The sequence below is a fragment of the Faecalibacterium gallinarum genome (assembly GCF_022180365.1).
Lineage (GTDB): Bacteria > Bacillota > Clostridia > Oscillospirales > Ruminococcaceae > Faecalibacterium > Faecalibacterium gallinarum.
Map to the genome: position 1 here is coordinate 41,590 of NZ_BQKV01000026.1, position 16,728 is coordinate 58,317.

The following is a 16,728-nucleotide window of genomic DNA, read 5'->3' on the forward strand; positions in this document are numbered from 1 at the left end:
TCAAAAAAACAGATAATATAAAAAGCTATTCGTTCTGCTTTTGCGATCAAAAATCAAGCGACATGCGTTACTCGTGTGAAAGGAGCAGGTATCTATGTCTTTTGTGCAGAATATTAAAAAAGGACTTTTTGGCGGCGACGACGAGTTCGAGGATGAATACATTGACGACGGCCCCCAGATGGTGAACAACAACAATAGCTTCGGCGCAGACCCCGGCTATGAGGATGAAGAGGCCGAGAGCAAGAAGAGCGCCAACCGGGTGGTCAACATCAACGCCACCACCCAGCTCAAGGTTGTTCTGGTCAAGCCCGAGCGCTTCGAGGACGCCAGCACCATTGCGGACCATCTGAACAACAAGCGGACTGTGGTGCTCAACCTGGAGTCCGCCAACAAGGAGATCTCCCGCCGGCTGATCGACTTCTTGTCCGGTGTGGCCTACGCCAACAACGGCCAGGTCAAGCGGGTGGCCAACAGCACCTTTATTATCACCCCCTACAATGTAGATATTATGGGCGATCTGCTGGACGAGCTGGAGAGCAATGGCGCGTTCTATTGATCCGCAGCCCCGTTCGGCCCGTGGATTTATCCCCGCGCAAAATGAGGAGGAACGCTTTCTGATGCGGCACATCGAGGACCTGGCCCGCACGGCCCAGGCCCGCAGCATTCCGCGGTATTCCTCCTTTTTAAGCGACCGGGAGCAGGCTTTGGCCAAAGCTGCGCTGGATCGGGCCGGCTGTACCGCGTTCCGTTTCGATGGGGGATACCCCCAGGCGGAGCGGCGGCTGGTCTGCATCGAGCCGGAGGATTCCTGGAGCGATTCGCCCCTGCGGTGTGTCCGGCTGGAGTGCCGGCAGCTGGCCGGGGCCCAGCCGCCCGCCCACAAGGATTATCTGGGCAGTCTTTTGGGTCTGGAGATCCGGCGGGAAGCGCTGGGGGATATCGTCCTCCCGGCGGACAAACCCGGCACAGCCTATGTGTTCGCACTGGAGACGGTGGCCCAGCTCATCTGCCAGGAACTGCGCCAGGCGGGCCGGACCGAACTGACCTGCTCCATCCAGCCTCTGGAAGAGCTGCCGGAGTTCCCCGAGGCCGACCGCCAAACCCAGACGGCGACGGTGTCCTCCCTGCGGCTGGACGCCGTATTGGCCGCTATGCTGCATTGCAGCCGGGGGATGGCGGCGGAGCTGATCGCGGCGGGCCGGGTGGAGATCAACCACCTGCCGGCCAGCTCGACCCACGCCCCCGTCTATGAGGGGGATGTCTTCACCATCCGGGGCAAAGGCCGTTTTGGTTTGGCCGCTCTGCCGGGGAAAAGCCGGAAAGACCGTTTTATCATTGAGTATTTTCAGTATTGAATCTGTTGAATTAAAAATTGGAGGAGATCACTATGCTGACACCGCAGGACGTACATTCCGTGCAGTTTGATAAAAACCTCCGCGGCTACCGTACCGAAGATGTCGACCATTTCCTGGACAAAATCGAGGAACAGCTCCAGCAGGACATCCAGGAGGCGGAGGCTCTGCGCAAGCGCATTTCCGACCTGATCAGCGAGAACCAGAAGCTGGCGCGGGAGCTGGAGAGCTACCAGGCGGACGGCGAAATGCTGAAGTCCGCCCTGATCAACGCCCAGCGGATGGGGGAGAACGTCATCCGCGAGGCCAACCAGAAGTCGGAGGAAATTCTGCACCGGGCCAACCTCCGGGCAGACGATATCATTCGGGACGCCAACGAGCTGCTGCAAAAGGCCACCGAGCGGGCCGATGAGATTGTGAACGAGGCCAACGAGCAGCGCCAGGCCGAGGAGCGGGAGTACGAGCGGGTCCGCCTGGAGGTCACCCGTTTCAAGGCAGATGTGCTGAACCTCTACCGCAACCATGTAGCCTCGCTGAGCCGCCTGCCCGAGTATCAGCCGGAGACCCCGGCCGAGACCCAGGCTGCCCCCCAGGAGGAAGCGGCACCGGAGGAGGAGCAGCCCCAGCTGCCCGCCGAGACCGCCGAGACCGCTGAGTCCGAAGCAGAAGCGGAGGCCGCCGAACCCGAGCAGGCCGAGGACTTCTGGGACAAAGACGAGAGTCAGTTGAAGGTAGATCTGCCCGTACCGGCAGAGAATAAACCGGCTGATGTGGATTACTCTGTTTTCCAGGGAATCAAATTCAGCGAATAAAGCCCCGCCCCCTGGCGGGCAAAAAGAGGGAAGAATAGTTTACGAGGAGTGTGGAACCATTGGCTAAGAGCAAATCCCAATACGACAGTACCCTGAATCTGCCGAAGACCTTATTCGAGATGCGTGCCGGTCTGCCCAAGAAAGAGCCTGTGATGCTCGAGGACTGGAAGAAGAACGATCTCTACAACAACCTCATCAAGCACAACGAGGGCAAGCCCCGCTTTGTGCTGCATGACGGCCCCCCGTATGCCAACGGCAACATTCATATGGGCACCGCTCTGAACAAGATCATCAAGGATATCATCATCCGCCAGAAGAGCATGGAGGGCTACCAGGCCCCCTATGTGCCCGGTTTTGATACCCACGGCCTGCCCATTGAGCTGAAAGCCCTGGCTTCGGTCGGCGACAAGAAGAAGGACATCTCCAAGCTGGAGCTGCGCCAGATCTGCAAAGCCTTCGCCACCGAGCACATCGGGATCATGAGCGAGCAGTTCCAGCGCCTGGGCGTTATTGGCGATTTCGAGCACCCTTATCTGACCCTCAAACCCGAGTTTGAGGCCCGTCAGATCGAGATCTTCGGCGAGATGGCCAAGAAAGGCTATATCTACAAGGGTCTGAAGCCCGTTTACTGGTGCCCCGACTGCCGCACCGCTCTGGCCGAGGCCGAGATTGAGTACGCCGAGGACGACTGCGATTCCATCTTTGTCCGGTTCCACGTCAGCCAGGACCCCAACGGCGTGCTGGCTAAGTACGGCATCCCGATGGACAAGACCTACTTCGTGATCTGGACCACCACCACCTGGACCCTGCCCGCCAACGAGGCCATCTGCCTCAACGGTATGTTCGAGTATTCCTTCGTCAAGATCGGCGAGGAGTACCACATCATGGCTACCGAACTGGTCAAGAGCGTCATGGACGCCTGCGGCATCACCGAGTATGAGGTGGTGGGCGAGCCGGTCAACGGCGCTGAGTTCGAGCGGATGCGCTACCAGCACGTCTACCTGCCCAAGGAGGGCTGGGTCATTCTGGGCGACCACGTCACCCTGGAGAGCGGCTCCGGCTGTGTCCACACTGCGGGCGGTCACGGCGTGGACGACTTCAACGTCAGCCAGAAGTACCCCGAGGTGGCCATCACTGTTCCCGTGGACGATGGCGGCTATCTCACCGAGCTGGCGGGCAAATACGCGGGCCAGCGGGTCTGGGCAGCCAACAAGACCATTCTGGCCGACCTGACCGAGTCCGGCGCTGTCATGGGCCAGGTGCACATCAAGCACCAGTACCCCCACTGCTGGCGCTGCCATCACCCCATCATCTTCCGCGCCACCGAGCAGTGGTTCTGCTCCATCGACCAGTTCAAGGAAGACGTCTACAAGGCCATCGAGGACGTTACCTGGATGCCCGAGTGGGGCCACGACCGGATGTACGGCATGGTTCGGGACCGCAGCGACTGGTGCATCAGCCGTCAGCGTACCTGGGGCGTGCCCATCCCGGCTTTCTACTGCAAGAAGTGCGGCAAGTACCATATCACCGACGCCACCATCAAGGCCGTCAGCGATCTGTTCCGCAAGGAGGGTTCCGACGCCTGGTACAAGTATGAGGCTGAGGAGATCATCCCGGCAGGGGAGGTCTGCGAGAACTGCGGCGGTACCGAGTGGACCAAGGACACCGACATCATGGACGTCTGGTTCGACTCCGGTTCCACCCACAGCGCCGTGCTGGAGGAGCGTCCCGAGCTGCATTGGCCTGCCGACCTGTATATGGAAGGCGCCGACCAGTTCCGCGGCTGGTTCCAGTCCAGCCTGCTGACCAGCGTCGCCAGCCGGGGCCGTGCGCCCTATAAGGCAGTGCTCTGCCATGGCTGGGTCGTGGACGAGCAGGGCAAGCAGATGCACAAGAGCGCCGGCAACGGTGTGGAGCCCTCTGAGATCATCAAGGACTACGGCGCCGATATCGTCCGTCTGTGGGTGGCTTCCTCTGACTACACCGTGGACGTCCGCGCCGGCAAGAACATCTTCAAGCAGCTGAGCGAGGCTTACCGCAAGATCCGCAACACCGCCCGCTTCATCCTGGGCAACCTGGACGGCTTTGATCCCAACGTGGACCTGGTGCCGGACGATCAGCTGATGGAGATCGACCGCTGGGCCCTGGCCGCTCTGGACGATCTGCTGAAGGAGACCGACGCAGGCTACGCTGTCTACAACTTCAACAAGGTCTACCACGCTGTCTATAATTTCTGCGTGGTGGCTATGTCCAACTTCTATCTGGATGTGACCAAGGATCGTCTGTACTGCACCAACGGCACCGCCCGCAAGGCAGCCCAGACCGCTATGTACAAGATCCTGGTGGCTCTGGACAAGGTCATTGCGCCCATCCTCTGCTTCACCAGCCAGGAGATCTGGGACTTCATGCCCAAGATGGAGGGGATGAACAAGTACGTTGTCTTCGAGGAGATGCCCCATGCCGGCCAGTATGCCGCTGACGAGGCCTTCAAAGCCAAGTGGGCTCAGATGATCGCGGTCCGCGACGAGGTCAAGAAGGTTCTGGAGCAGGCCCGCGCCGACAAGCAGATTGGCGCTTCTCTGGAGGCAGCGGTCACCCTCTACTGCAACGACGCCCTGTACGAGCTGCTCAACAGCATCCCCATGGATGAGCTGGCCGACCTGATGATCGTCTCCAAGGTGGAGCTGGTCAAGGGTGAGGGCGGTTCCAACTCCTCTCTGGAGGGCCTGGGTGTCGCAGCGGCTCATGCCACCGGCGACAAGTGCGAGCGCTGCTGGAAGTACTCTGCCGACATCGGCAGTCATCCGGCACACCCCACCCTCTGCGCACGCTGTGCAGCAGTGGTTGAGGGCTAATCCGCGTCCCGCGCGACCGATACAACACAAGAAGGGCGGCGTTCCCTCCAGGGGGAGCGCCGTTCTTTGTAAACACTGCCCGTCCTCGGGTGGGCAGAATCCCCCCTGAAACAAAACAGGAGTAATTTTATGCAGTATATTCTCATCAACCTGATCTGTGTTGCAGCCCTGCTGGGGATGGATCAGGCCATCAAATACTGGGCGGTGGAGGTGCTCCAGCCGGTGGGGTCCATGCCGCTGATTCCGCATGTGGTGGAGCTCCGCTTTACCTACAACCAGGGGATGGCGTTCAGCATGCTCAGCGGCAAACAGCTGCTGCTGGTTGTGGTGACCGGTATCCTGCTGATCGGTGTGGCATATTGGCTGTTCTTCCGCAGCCGGGAGAACCTGCTCACGCGGGTTTCCCTGATCCTGGTGCTGGGCGGCGGCCTGGGCAACTTCATCGACCGGGTGCTGAACGGCCAGGTGGTGGACTACATCAACCTGCTGTTTATGCGGTTTGCCATCTTCAACTTTGCAGATATTTGCCTGTGCGTGGGCGCCGGGCTCTGGGCGCTGTCCATCTTCCTGGAAGAATGTCACAACGGCCCTGAAAAAACACAAAAGGAGAATTGATCCATGGAGCAGCGTGAATTTGTGGTGGAGGCGGAGGGCGCAGGCCAGCGCATCGACCGGTTTTTGTCGGCCGAAGATACCGGCCTGTCCCGCAGCGCGCTGCAAAACCTGGTGGCTCAGGGTCATGTGCTCTGCAACGGCAGCCCGGTGGTCAAGAGCCTGAAGCTGAAAGCAGGGGATACCATTCTGCTGGAAATCCCCGACGCAGCCCCCATTGCGGCCGTTCCTCAGGAGATCCCCCTGGAAATCCTCTATGAGGACGCCCATCTTTTGGTGGTCAACAAGCCCAAGGGGATGGTGGTTCACCCCGCGCCGGGCAACCCCGACGGCACCCTGGTCAATGCGCTGCTCTGGCACTGCAAGGGCAGCCTCTCGGGCATCGGCGGGGAGATCCGGCCCGGCATCGTCCACCGGATCGACAAAGACACCAGCGGCCTTTTGGTGGTGGCCAAGGACGACGCCACCCACATCGGCCTGTCCCAGCAGATGGCGGTGCACAGCGTTGAGCGTGCCTATCAGACGGTGGTCTACGGTGGCTTCGCCCAGGATGAGGGCTTTGTGGAGACCAATTTGGGCCGCTCCCAGACCGACCGGAAAAAGATGGCCGTCTACCCGGCCAACGCTCCCCACACCAAATATGCTTATACCGGTTACAGGGTGCTGGAGAGGCTGGGGGAGTTCACTCTGCTGGAGTGCCGGCTGAAAACCGGCCGGACCCACCAGATCCGGGTGCACATGGCGTCCATCCACCATCCGGTGGCAGGGGACCCCGTCTATGGCCCCCACAACTGCATTTCCAGTCTCCACGGCCAGTGCCTCCACGCCAAAACCCTGGGGTTTATCCACCCCATCACCGGCGAGGCGCTGCGCTTTGACTCCGAACTGCCGGAGTATTTCACTCATTTTCTTGCAACACTCAGGAGGGGCCGGACATGAAACAATCCCTGAACGATACGCTGGTTCTCTGCGATCTGGACACCCTCATGCTGGGCCCCGACGGGAACCTGACCCAGGTGGTGCGGGATGTTCTGAACCTCTTCCTGTCCCGGGGCGGGCGAATGACGGTGTTTTCCCAGCGCACTCCCCAGGCGGTGCGCACCATGCTGGGCAGCGTGCGGCTCAGCGCGCCGGCTCTGGTCTGCGGCGGCAGCCTGGTGTACAGCTTTTCGGCGGGCTGCGGCAAAGCTCTGGCGGGCTTTGATGTTCTGGGGGAAGATTTCCTCCATAAACTCCCGGCGGCGCCCGGGGTGGGCATCGCCCTGCAGATGCGGGACGGCTCCACCCGTGTGCTGCGGATGAGCCAGGCGCTGGAGCGGCATCTGCGCCGGGAGTGGACCCCGTACCTGCTGGGCCAGCCGGAAGGAATCAACAGCGCGGATGTACTGCGGGTTCTGCTCTATAAAGACGCAAAGAACGTCCCGGTTTTGCAGGTGTTTGAGAAGGCGCTGGCCGAGAGCGCCTCGCCTCTCCTCACCGAATACCTGACCGCAGACTGCCTGGCCCTGATGCCCAAGAATGTCAGCGCCGAAAAAGCCCTGGAAGAAGTGTGCGCTGCCGCCGAAGTCACCCCCGAACAGGTGGCCGTGGTGGCGGGCAGCCAGGCCATGCTGGGGCTGATGCATCTGGCAGGGGAGAGCGCCGCGGCCTACGACGCCCCGGCCGAGGTGCGGGTGGCGGCCAAGCGCGTTATGCTCTGCGCCTGCTCGGAAGGGGCGGCCGCGGAGTATCTTTACCGGTTTGTGCGGGAAGCGGAAAACGGTAGTATGTAAAAGAAACGTAAAAGTTCTCCGTATTTTTATGCGGAGGGCTTTCTTTTTCGCGGAGGATACAGTAAAATGGAGAAAAAGCGGGCCTGGTTTTCTCGTGCAGAGGGGCGTTTTGCGGCGATTGGTGCGGCAGCACTGGCAGTAACTCTGGCGCTGGCGTTCTGGTTCAGCGTTCCGTTGACGTCCGGAGATCAGACGAATCCAGAGGAACTGGTTCCCCTGGTGCAATCGGCGCGGGTGGATTTGAACACTGCCGATGCGGCGGCTTTGTGCACCCTGCCGGGGATCGGGGAAAAGATAGCCCAGCGGATTCTGGACTACCGTGCCCGGTACGGCCCGTTTGAGCAGCTGAGCGATGCAGCAAAGGTGAGCGGCATCACCGAAGCAACGATCGAGCAATGGCAAGGCCTGGCCTTTGTCAGCTGAGATCCAGTAAAAGGGGATTAGGTTATGAAGGAAGAAAGCATTTTTATCAACCGGGAACTGAGCTGGCTGGACTTTAACCAGCGGGTCCTGGTGCTGGGCAAGGACAAAAACGTCCCCCTGGCGGAGCAGCTCAAGTTCCTGGCCATTTACGGCTCCAACCTGGACGAATTCTTCATGGTCCGGGTGGGCTCCTTGCAGGAGCGGGCCAACCTCAAGCGGGGCAAAAAGGAAAAGCCGGAAAACAAAACCAATATGACCGCCGAGGAGCAGCTGAACGCTATCATGCCCAAAACGGCGGCGCTCCAGGCCGACTGCGACAAATACTACGCCCGGGCCCTAGAGGCTCTGGCGGCCAACGGCTACACCAAAATCAACTTCGACAAGCTCTCCAAGGAGGAGGAACATTTCTGGAAAAAATACTTCCAGAGTGAACTGTTCCCCATCCTGAGCCCCCAGATCGTGGACAACCGCCATCCCTTCCCGTTCCTGCGCAACAAGGAGATCTATCTGGGCGTGCTGCTGCACGATAAGCGGCTGGGGGAGCAGAGCCTCGGCATCATCCCGCTTTCCAGCCAGATGGAGCGTCTGTGCTTTGTAAAAAAAGATGACAAGATGGCCTTTGCCCTGACCGAGGAACTGATCCTCCACTTTGTGGGGATGGTTTTCGGCAAGGAGACCATCGTAGAGAAGTGCCTCTTCCGGGTCACCCGAAACGCCGACATCGACGTCAAAGAGGGCATGATGGACCACGACATCGACTATCGTGAGATCATGACCGAGCTGCTCAAGCGCCGCCGCAAACTGGCGGCCGTCCGGCTCCAGATGACCCCCAGCGCGCCCCCCACCATCACCCATCTGCTCTGCGACCGTCTGGTGCTGACCCATAAGCGGGTCTTTGAGCAGAAGAGCCCGCTGGATCTGAGCTTTTTCTATAAGCTCTCCAGCCGGATCGAAAACGACGGCCACACCGAGCTGCTGTATCCGCCGGCCCGGCCCATGCTGCCCCCGCAGGGCTATGACCTGGCCCAGGAGGCCCAGAAGCACGACGTACTGCTCTATTACCCCTACCAGTCCATCCGGCCCTTTATCTATATGCTCAAGCGGGCGGCCCGGGACCCGGAGGTTATTTCCATCAAGATGACCCTCTACCGGATGGCCCGGGAGTCCCAGATTGTCCAGGCCCTGATGGACGCCGCCGAAAACGGCAAGGAGGTCGTGGCCCTGGTGGAGCTGCGGGCCCGGTTCGACGAACAGAACAACATCGACTGGTCCAAGCAGCTGGAAGCCGCGGGCTGTACGGTGGTTTACGGTTTTGAGGACTACAAAGTCCACTCCAAGCTCACCCTGATCACCCGCAAAAACAAGGACGGCTACTCCTATATCACTCAGATCGGCACCGGCAACTACAACGAGAAAACCAGCGAGCTGTACACCGACCTTTCCTTCATCACCTCCAGCCAGAGCATCGGCGAGGAGGCCTCCAACGTATTCCAGAACCTGGCGGTGCAGCAGCTGACCGAGACCTCGGATCAGATGCTGGTGGCGCCCCTCCGCTTCAAGAGCGTCCTGCTGGAAGAGATGGACCGGGTCATTGAGGCTGCCCGGCTGGGCCGCCCCGCTTCCATGATTTTGAAAAACAACTCCATCAGCGACCGGGACATCATCCTGAAATTGCAGGAAGCCAGCTGCGCCGGCGCACGGATTGATATGATTGTCCGGGGCATCTGCTGCGTCCGGGCCGGGGTACCCGGCAAGACCGAAAACCTGCACATCCGCAGCATTGTGGGCCGGTATCTGGAGCACGCCCGGATTTACAGCTTCTGCGACGGGCGGGACACCCGGATCTACATCGCCTCGGGTGACTTCCTGACCCGCAACACCGAATGCCGGGTGGAGGTGGGTGTCCGCATTGAGGACCCTGTCCTGACGAAGAAACTCACCGATATCCTGGAAATGCAGCTCCACGACAACGTCAACGCCCGGGAGATGCAGCCGGACGGCAGTTACCAGAAGGTCAAGCGCGGCCCCGACGAGCCGGTGGTCAACAGCCAGATGGGGATGTACGACCTGCTGCGGGAGGACTGGACCAGCCCTGTCAAACCCGCTGCTCCTGCACCTCAGCCGGAGCAGCGCGCAGAGGCAGTAACCGAACCGGCCCCCTCCCCGGCGGAGGAGGCTCGCCCCGCAGAATCGGGAACCCCCAGCCCTGCCCCTGTGGAAACTGCCCCGGCGGCAGAGACTCAGCCCGCTCCCGCCCCGGCAGCACCGGAGCAGCCTCAGGAAGAACCCGCGGTCCCCGCGCCGAAAGAGGAACCGACTGCCCATCCGGCCCTGCCGGTGGACGCCTCGGTCCCCGCACCGGTGGTGGTGAAACCCGCCCCCGAGAGCTGGTGGAGCCGCCTGCTCAAATCTCTGGGGATGAAATAAGAGAATACCCCGCCGGCCTCGCCGCATAAGATAGCCTGAAAGAAAAGGAGGCTGTCTGGATGCAGGCAAAGCGGCGGCGTACCCCAAACCCCAACGTCAAACGGACAGCCCGTATAAAAACCCCGTCCCGGATGGTATATACCCGCCCGGCAGCCTGGTTTTTATACGGGCTGCTTTGCTGTACCGTGGCCCTGTTTAGTCTGCTTTACAGCTGCACCCGCAGCTGGCGGGCGCTGGATTTGTATTTCCCGCTGGAAACCTCGGCCTGGCGGGTGTCCTCGGGCTACGGCTGGCGGAGCGACCCGACACAAGGGGAGTGGGGCTTTCACCAGGGGGTGGATCTGGCCTGCGCCGAGGGGACGCCGGTGCTGGCGGCCATGGACGGGGTGGTCAGCATGGCCGATCGCAGTACCAGCTACGGCAATTACGTCCGCCTGCTCCATGAAGACGGGACAGAAACCCTCTACGCTCATCTGCAATACCTCTATGTCCGCCCCGGGGAGGTAGTCAAAGCCGGGCAGCCTCTGGGCTGCGCGGGCCAGACCGGCCGGGCCACCGGGCCCCACCTCCATTTTGAGCTGTTCCAGAACGGCAAACGGCAGGACCCCACCCGGGCGCTGGGTCTGCCGGAGGCAAAACCATGAGGCCGGCCCGGGATCTGCTGGGGCCCCGGCGGGTAAGAGTAGGCTGTCTGGTGTTTCAGGACCCGCTGCCTTTGTGCGGCCTTTTGTATCTGTTGCTCTACTTTGACAGCAGCGGGTTTCTGCGGGTGGGGCTGCTGGCGGCCTTTCTCCATGAGTGCGGGCATATTCTGGTTTACTGGCGCTTCAAACACCAGCTGCCGGTCATCGCCGTGACCATGACCGGCTTTTGCATGCGAACCCGGGGCGCCGGGCTGACAGCGGCCCAAACCCTTCTGCTGGCCGCGGCAGGGCCGGGGGCCAATCTGCTGCTGGCGGGGGTGTGGTATTTTCGGATGAGCCGTCGGGCCACCCTCTGGGGGGCTGCCTTTCTGGCGGCCAACTGTCTGACCGCCGCCTTTAATCTGCTGCCCATTCCGCCCCTGGACGGGGCCCAGATTCTGCACGCAGCAGTACAGCTCCGGCGCCAAAGACGGAAGCGATAAAATGCAAAATTGGAAATTGCAATTCCACCCTAAATAGGGTACAATAAAGAGACGATAAAATCGGGGCCATTTCGGCCCTGCCTGTGGAGGAACCCAATGTTTGAGCCGAAGTTGAAAGAAGCGCTGGGCCGGGTGCAGAAACCGGGCCGGTATACCGGCGGCGAGCCCGGCAGCGTGTATAAAGACAAGGACAAGGTGGACGTCCGGTTCGCCTTCTGTTTCCCCGACACCTATGAGGTGGGCATGTCCTTTTTGGGGGAGAAGATTCTGTACGAGCTGCTCAACGCCCAGCCCAACTGGTGGTGTGAGCGGGCCTTTATGCCCTGGCTGGATATGAAAGCCGAGATGGAGCGGCTGGGCCTGCCCCTCTACACCCTGGAGAGCAAAGACCCCCTGACCGCCTTTGACGCGGTGGGCTTTACCCTCCAGTACGAGCTGTCCTACACCAATATCCTGGCCATGCTGGACCTGGCGGGGATTCCTTTCTATTCCAGCCAGCGGGATGAGTCCTGGCCCTTGATCGTGGCGGGCGGCCCCTGCGCCTGCAACGCCGAGCCCATCGCGGATTTCTTCGACGTGATCCAGCTGGGGGAGGGGGAGCATCAGCTGCCCTCCATCTGCGCCGAGATTGAGAAGGGCAAAAAAGAGGGCATCTCCAAAAAGGAGCTGCTGCTGCGGATCGCCAAGATCCCCGGGGTTTACATCCCGGCCTTCTATGACATCCGCTACTATGAGGATGGCCGGGTGGAGTCCATCACCCCCAACGAGCCGGGGATTCCTGCCGTCATCACCAAGGCCATCATCAAGGACATGAACGAGTTTGCTCCGCCCACAAACTTTGTTGTCCCTATGGTGGGGGCCATCCAGGACCGGGCCAGCATCGAGGTTCTGCGGGGCTGTGTGCGGGGCTGCCGCTTCTGCCAGGCGGGCTTTTTGTACCGGCCCATGCGCCAGCGGGACGCCGGTCTGCTCAACCGGGCGGCCCAGGACCTCTGCGCCAACACCGGTTATGAGGAGCTGAGCCTTTCCAGCCTTTCCACCTCGGACCACAGTCAGCTGGAAGAGCTGCTGGACGGCCTGAACGAGTGGGCCCCGAAGGAGCACGTCAGCCTGTCCCTGCCTTCTCTGCGGATGGACAACTTCTCCGAGAGCCTCATCGAAAAGACCACCAAGGTCCGCAAGAGCGGCCTGACCTTCGCCGCCGAGGCCGGCACCCAGCGGCTGCGGGACGTCATCAACAAGAACGTCACCTGGGACGAGATTGAAAAGACCTGCAGCATCGCCTTTGCGGCGGGCTACACCTCGGTCAAGCTCTACTTTATGATGGGCCTGCCCACCGAGACCATGGAAGACATCGAGGGCATCGCCGAGACGGCCCAGAAGGTGGTGGACCTGTTCTATTCCACCCCGGGCCACCCCAAGGGCAAGGGGGTCCAGGTAACCATCAGCTGTTCCTGCTTTGTGCCGAAACCCCACACTCCCTTCCAGTTCGTGCCCATGGACAGCGCCGAGACCTTGCAGGCCAAGCAGAAGCACCTGCTGGAGAGCGTCCACAGCCGGAAGATCAAGGTCAACTACCACGACAGCAAGACCGGCTTCCTGGAGGGTGTTTTCGCCAAGGGCGACCGCCGCTTGGCGCCGGTGCTGGTGGAAGCCTACAAGCGGGGCTGCTACTTCGACGGGTGGGAGGAGTGCTTCAAGTACGACACCTGGCTCCAGACCTTCGCCGATCTCGGGGTGGACCCCCATTTCTACTGCAACCGCCCCATCGGGCTGGACGAGGTGACCCCCTGGGCCCACATGGATTACGGCATCACCCACGAATATCTGGTGCGGGAATACAAAAAGGCGCTGGCCGCGCAGACCACGCCGCCCTGCAACCGCGCCTGCAACGCCTGCGGCGCAAACCATCTGTTAGGAGGGCCCTGCTTTGATTACAGTCAGAATCTGGTTTGAAAAACGGGACGAGGCGTCCTATATCTCCCTGCTGGATATGCAGCGGGTGATGCAGCGGGTGCTCAAGCGCAGCGGCCTGCCGGTCTGGCACACCCTGGGGTTTAACCCCCACATCTATATGACCTTTTCCTGCCCGCTGTCCCTGGGGCAGGAGAGCCTGTGCGAGAGTGTGGATGTGAAAACCGAGGCCGAGGCCCCGGATTTTGCCCAGTGGCAGCAGGCGCTGAACGCCATCATGCCGGCGGGCATCCATGTGTTCCGGGTGGAGCCGGTGCAGATGAAGGCGGACAAAATCGCCTACGCCTGCTACACCATCAGCTACCCGGCGGCGGCCCGGGCGGTTCTGGAACAGTATAACGCCCTGGCCGCTGCCCCCGTGGAGAAAAAGAGCAAGCGGGGCAAAAAGGAGATCGACCTCAAAGCCTATGTCCCGGCCCTGGAACTGAAGGAGGCAGGGGAGCGGGTGGAGTTTTCGGTCTGCCTGCCCGCCGCCCAGGAGCTCAACCTGAACCCGGCCCTTCTGACCGGCTTTCTGGAGGAGAAATTCGGCCTCTCGGCCGCCGAGGCGGGCATCCTGCGCACCGCGCTTTTGACCGCCCAAAAGACCCCTTTCTGCTAAGAGAGAGACTTTTGCGCAAAACAGAAAAAATTCGCATCTTTTTTCGGCAAATCGCTTGCATCCACACGGCATTTGTGCTATCATATTAGGGCGTTAGTGTCCGCTGAAACCACAGCGGGGTTAATGACACAATCATTAAACGGGCGGTCCTCTGACGGCTGAAAGGCAGCCGTGTATGAACGTCTAAAAACAAATGGAGGAACAAAAATGGACGCACTGAAGATTATTTCCGAGGGCTGCATCAAGGCTGAGCGCCCCGAGTTCAACGTTGGCGACACCGTTCGCGTGGACGTTCGCATCAAGGAAGGCGAGCGTGAGCGTATTCAGGCTTTCGAGGGCACCGTCATTGCCAAGAAGCACGGCGGCGTGGCCGAGACCTTTACCGTTCGCCGCGTGGCTTACGGTGTCGGCATCGAGCGCGTTTTCCCCATCAACAGCCCCTTCGTTGAGAAGGTCACCGTTGTCCGCAAGGGCAAGGTCCGTCGCGCCAAGCTGTTCTATCTGCGTGGCCGCACCGGCAAGGCTGCCAAGGTCAAGAGCAGCATCTGATTATCTGCAAGTTCAAAAGGGAAAAGGGACACTTGTTGTCCCTTTTTTCTTTATTTATCTTCGGGCAGTCGAACAAGGCGGCCGCACCGGAATGTGAGGCGAGACCATGAAAGAATCCAAACACGCAAATCAGCCCCCAATTTCCAAAGAACAGAACCAGCTGGAATGGTTCGAGACCCTGGTTTCGGCCGTGGTGGTTCTGGTGCTGGTTTTCTCCTTCTTTTTCCGGATCATTCAGGTGGACGGCAGCTCCATGGTTCCGACCCTGCACAACGGCGACCGGCTGATTGTCTGGGGGGCGGGCTACACCCCGGAGCGGGGGGACGTGGTGATCGTGGACGGGGACACCGTCTACGGCAAGCCGCTGGTCAAACGGGTCATCGCCAAGGGCGGCGACACCATCTTGATTGACTATGCCACCGGCGAGGTGGTGGTCAACGGCCAGCTGCTGGACGAGCCCTATCTGGCCGAGCCCACCCGGCTGGGCTATGACATCGAGTTCCCCTATACAGTGCCGGAAGGCGCCCTCTTTGTGATGGGGGACAACCGCAACGCATCGCTGGACAGCCGCTCGTCCCAGATCGGCTGCATCCCCGAAACTGACATTTTGGGCAAGGTTCTGGTCTGCTTTTTGCCCCTTGAAGATATGGGAGTGGTAGAATGAAAAACGAAGAACTGCAGTTTGCCAACCAGTATAACATCCAGTGGTTCCCGGGCCATATGGCCAAGACCCTGCGGATGATGGAGCAGGAGATCCAGCATGTGGACGCCAGTCTGGTGCTGCTGGATGCCCGGATTCCTCTGTCCAGCCTGAACCCGGAGATCGAGCGGATCACCGCCCGCAAACCCAAACTCTACGCACTGAACAAGGCCGACCTGGCCGATCCCGTGGTGACGGAAGAGTGGATCCGGTATTTCCGGGCCGCCGACGCCGGCTGTGTGGCCATCAGCGCCAAGCAGAAGGGGGGCGCTGCCGCCGTCAAAACCGCCATTGAGCGGGAGCTGGCCGAGCTTCTGGCCCGCCGCCAGGTGCGGGGAATGGGCGGGGCCAAAACTCAGGTGATGCTCTGCGGCATCCCCAACGTGGGCAAATCCACCTTTATCAATACCTTCGCCGGCGCGGCCCGGGCCAAAGCCGCCGACCGCCCCGGCGTCACCAAGGGCAAACAGTGGGTCAGCACCGACAAGTTCGATCTGCTGGACATGCCCGGCGTTCTCTGGAAGAAATTCGACTCCAAAGCCACCGCCTCTAATCTGGCCTTTATCGGCTCCATCAAGGACGATATCCTGGATATTGAGGAGCTGGCCATGAACCTGTTGGACGAGGTGCGCCGCAACTATCCCGACCTGGTGGCCCAGCGGTACAACCTGGACGCCGAGACTCTCCGGCTGCCCCCCTATGAGCTGATGGAGGCCATCGGCCGGAAGCGGGGCCTGCTGGTGCGGGGCGGCGAGGTGAACACCGAGCGGTGCGCCATTATGCTGGTGGACGAGTTCCGGGCCTGCAAGTGGGGCCGGATCTCCCTGGAGCGCCCGCCCCAGCGGGATGACCTGGCGGATTTCGCCGAGGAGGACGAGGAATGAAACGCCGGACCGACGAGGAAATCTCCCGCCCGCTCTATGAATACGACGCCGCCATCCGGGCCCAGTACGGCTGCTTTGCCGGGGTAGACGAGGCGGGGCGGGGGCCGCTCTGCGGGCCGGTCTGTGTGGCGGCCTGCATCCTGGACCCCGAAAACCCGGTGCACGGGATCAACGACTCCAAAAAGCTCTCCGAGAAAAAGCGGGAGGAGCTTTTCGACGAGATCTGCCAGAAGGCTCTGGCTTACAAAATTGTCTTTGTGGGGCCCGAGATCATCGACCGGGACAACATCCTCAACGCCACCATGGGCGGGATGTGCCAGGCAGTGGAAGGGCTGGACATTGTCCCCAACCTGGTTCTGGTGGACGGCAACCGCTGCCCATCGGCTCTGGCGCTGCCCAGTCAGCCGGTGGTAAAAGGGGACGCCACCAGCGCCAGCATCGGCGCGGCATCCATTCTGGCCAAGGTCAGCCGGGACCGGTATATGCTGGAACTGGACCGGCAGTACCCCCAGTACCAGCTGGCCAAGCACAAAGGCTACCCCACCCAGCAGCACTACGCACTGCTGGAAGAATACGGCATCCAGCCTTTTTATCGCCGCAGCTTTTTGAAAAAGTGGCACGGCAAAAAGGAGGATCTGTAA

Annotated in this window: 17 protein-coding genes; all 17 read left to right on the top strand. The window is 60.9% G+C overall.

Annotation, left to right across the window (positions count from 1 at the left end; genetic code table 11):
- The first annotated feature begins 94 nt into the window (after positions 1-94).
- The 17 genes from JCM17207_RS03550 to rnhB all read left to right on the top strand — a co-directional run bounded on the left by JCM17207_RS03550 (position 95) and on the right by rnhB (position 16,728).
- Positions 95-556: a cell division protein SepF gene (locus JCM17207_RS03550; RefSeq protein ID WP_238316286.1), complete on the top strand. Its 462-nt coding sequence runs from the start codon at positions 95-97 to the stop codon at positions 554-556.
- A 61-nt stretch (positions 557-617) separates the two neighbouring features.
- The gene (locus JCM17207_RS03555; protein WP_238316287.1) at positions 618-1,355 is read left to right on the top strand and encodes a YlmH family RNA-binding protein; all 738 of its coding nucleotides are present in this window, start codon (positions 618-620) and stop codon (positions 1,353-1,355) included.
- A 32-nt stretch (positions 1,356-1,387) separates the two neighbouring features.
- The gene (locus tag JCM17207_RS03560; protein ID WP_238316288.1) at positions 1,388-2,164 is read left to right on the top strand and encodes a DivIVA domain-containing protein; all 777 of its coding nucleotides are present in this window, start codon (positions 1,388-1,390) and stop codon (positions 2,162-2,164) included.
- A gap of 59 nt (positions 2,165-2,223) precedes the next feature.
- Complete coding sequence (gene ileS / locus JCM17207_RS03565; protein WP_282449840.1) at positions 2,224-5,019, top strand: isoleucine--tRNA ligase; 2,796 nt, start codon at positions 2,224-2,226, stop codon at positions 5,017-5,019.
- A gap of 129 nt (positions 5,020-5,148) precedes the next feature.
- Positions 5,149-5,634 (top strand): signal peptidase II, encoded by a 486-nt coding sequence (lspA, locus tag JCM17207_RS03570; protein WP_238316289.1) that lies wholly within the window; start codon positions 5,149-5,151, stop codon positions 5,632-5,634.
- Between the two features lie 3 nt (positions 5,635-5,637).
- Positions 5,638-6,570 (top strand): RluA family pseudouridine synthase, encoded by a 933-nt coding sequence (locus JCM17207_RS03575; RefSeq protein WP_238316290.1) that lies wholly within the window; start codon positions 5,638-5,640, stop codon positions 6,568-6,570.
- Positions 6,567-7,403, top strand: a complete 837-nt coding sequence (locus JCM17207_RS03580) for an HAD family hydrolase (RefSeq protein ID WP_238316291.1) — start codon at positions 6,567-6,569, stop codon at positions 7,401-7,403. Before JCM17207_RS03575 ends, JCM17207_RS03580 begins: the two co-directional genes overlap by 4 nt.
- A gap of 66 nt (positions 7,404-7,469) precedes the next feature.
- Positions 7,470-7,826: a ComEA family DNA-binding protein gene (locus JCM17207_RS03585; protein ID WP_238316292.1), complete on the top strand. Its 357-nt coding sequence runs from the start codon at positions 7,470-7,472 to the stop codon at positions 7,824-7,826.
- A 24-nt stretch (positions 7,827-7,850) separates the two neighbouring features.
- Positions 7,851-10,253: a polyphosphate kinase 1 gene (gene ppk1 / locus JCM17207_RS03590; RefSeq protein WP_238316293.1), complete on the top strand. Its 2,403-nt coding sequence runs from the start codon at positions 7,851-7,853 to the stop codon at positions 10,251-10,253.
- Positions 10,254-10,312: 59 nt separating this feature from the next.
- A complete protein-coding gene (locus JCM17207_RS03595; protein WP_238316294.1) occupies positions 10,313-10,897 on the top strand; it encodes a M23 family metallopeptidase in 585 nt (194 codons plus the stop codon).
- Positions 10,894-11,379, top strand: coding sequence for a site-2 protease family protein (locus tag JCM17207_RS03600; RefSeq protein WP_238316295.1), 486 nt, complete (start codon positions 10,894-10,896; stop codon positions 11,377-11,379). Before JCM17207_RS03595 ends, JCM17207_RS03600 begins: the two co-directional genes overlap by 4 nt.
- Before the next feature lie 96 nt (positions 11,380-11,475).
- Complete coding sequence (locus JCM17207_RS03605) at positions 11,476-13,335, top strand: TIGR03960 family B12-binding radical SAM protein (RefSeq protein ID WP_238316296.1); 1,860 nt, start codon at positions 11,476-11,478, stop codon at positions 13,333-13,335.
- The gene (locus tag JCM17207_RS03610) at positions 13,310-13,954 is read left to right on the top strand and encodes a TIGR03936 family radical SAM-associated protein (protein ID WP_238316297.1); all 645 of its coding nucleotides are present in this window, start codon (positions 13,310-13,312) and stop codon (positions 13,952-13,954) included. The genes JCM17207_RS03605 and JCM17207_RS03610 overlap by 26 nt, the downstream gene beginning before the upstream one ends.
- Positions 13,955-14,161: 207 nt before the next feature.
- Positions 14,162-14,503: a 50S ribosomal protein L19 gene (gene rplS / locus JCM17207_RS03615; RefSeq protein WP_238316298.1), complete on the top strand. Its 342-nt coding sequence runs from the start codon at positions 14,162-14,164 to the stop codon at positions 14,501-14,503.
- Between the two features lie 106 nt (positions 14,504-14,609).
- A complete protein-coding gene (gene lepB, locus JCM17207_RS03620) occupies positions 14,610-15,167 on the top strand; it encodes a signal peptidase I (RefSeq protein ID WP_238316299.1) in 558 nt (185 codons plus the stop codon).
- Positions 15,164-16,087, top strand: a complete 924-nt coding sequence (gene ylqF, locus JCM17207_RS03625) for a ribosome biogenesis GTPase YlqF (RefSeq protein WP_238316300.1) — start codon at positions 15,164-15,166, stop codon at positions 16,085-16,087. The genes lepB and ylqF overlap by 4 nt, the downstream gene beginning before the upstream one ends.
- Positions 16,084-16,728 carry a ribonuclease HII gene (gene rnhB / locus JCM17207_RS03630; RefSeq protein ID WP_238316301.1) on the top strand — a complete coding sequence of 215 codons (645 nt, stop codon included), beginning with the start codon at positions 16,084-16,086 and terminating at the stop codon, positions 16,726-16,728. The genes ylqF and rnhB overlap by 4 nt, the downstream gene beginning before the upstream one ends.

Excerpts from the sequence above, each read along its gene's own strand:
- lspA (WP_238316289.1), top strand. The coding sequence starts at position 5,149 with ATGCAGTATATTCTCATCAACCTGATCTGTGTTGCAGCCCTGCTGGGG.
- rplS (WP_238316298.1), top strand. The coding sequence starts at position 14,162 with ATGGACGCACTGAAGATTATTTCCGAGGGCTGCATCAAGGCTGAGCGC.
- JCM17207_RS03600 (WP_238316295.1), top strand. The coding sequence starts at position 10,894 with ATGAGGCCGGCCCGGGATCTGCTGGGGCCCCGGCGGGTAAGAGTAGGC.
- rnhB (WP_238316301.1), top strand. The coding sequence starts at position 16,084 with ATGAAACGCCGGACCGACGAGGAAATCTCCCGCCCGCTCTATGAATAC.
- ppk1 (WP_238316293.1), top strand. The coding sequence starts at position 7,851 with ATGAAGGAAGAAAGCATTTTTATCAACCGGGAACTGAGCTGGCTGGAC.
- JCM17207_RS03560 (WP_238316288.1), top strand. The coding sequence starts at position 1,388 with ATGCTGACACCGCAGGACGTACATTCCGTGCAGTTTGATAAAAACCTC.
- JCM17207_RS03585 (WP_238316292.1), top strand. The coding sequence starts at position 7,470 with ATGGAGAAAAAGCGGGCCTGGTTTTCTCGTGCAGAGGGGCGTTTTGCG.
- ylqF (WP_238316300.1), top strand. The coding sequence starts at position 15,164 with ATGAAAAACGAAGAACTGCAGTTTGCCAACCAGTATAACATCCAGTGG.
- JCM17207_RS03575 (WP_238316290.1), top strand. The coding sequence starts at position 5,638 with ATGGAGCAGCGTGAATTTGTGGTGGAGGCGGAGGGCGCAGGCCAGCGC.
- JCM17207_RS03550 (WP_238316286.1), top strand. The coding sequence starts at position 95 with ATGTCTTTTGTGCAGAATATTAAAAAAGGACTTTTTGGCGGCGACGAC.
- JCM17207_RS03580 (WP_238316291.1), top strand. The coding sequence starts at position 6,567 with ATGAAACAATCCCTGAACGATACGCTGGTTCTCTGCGATCTGGACACC.
- JCM17207_RS03595 (WP_238316294.1), top strand. The coding sequence starts at position 10,313 with ATGCAGGCAAAGCGGCGGCGTACCCCAAACCCCAACGTCAAACGGACA.
- JCM17207_RS03605 (WP_238316296.1), top strand. The coding sequence starts at position 11,476 with ATGTTTGAGCCGAAGTTGAAAGAAGCGCTGGGCCGGGTGCAGAAACCG.
- lepB (WP_238316299.1), top strand. The coding sequence starts at position 14,610 with ATGAAAGAATCCAAACACGCAAATCAGCCCCCAATTTCCAAAGAACAG.
- JCM17207_RS03555 (WP_238316287.1), top strand. The coding sequence starts at position 618 with ATGCGGCACATCGAGGACCTGGCCCGCACGGCCCAGGCCCGCAGCATT.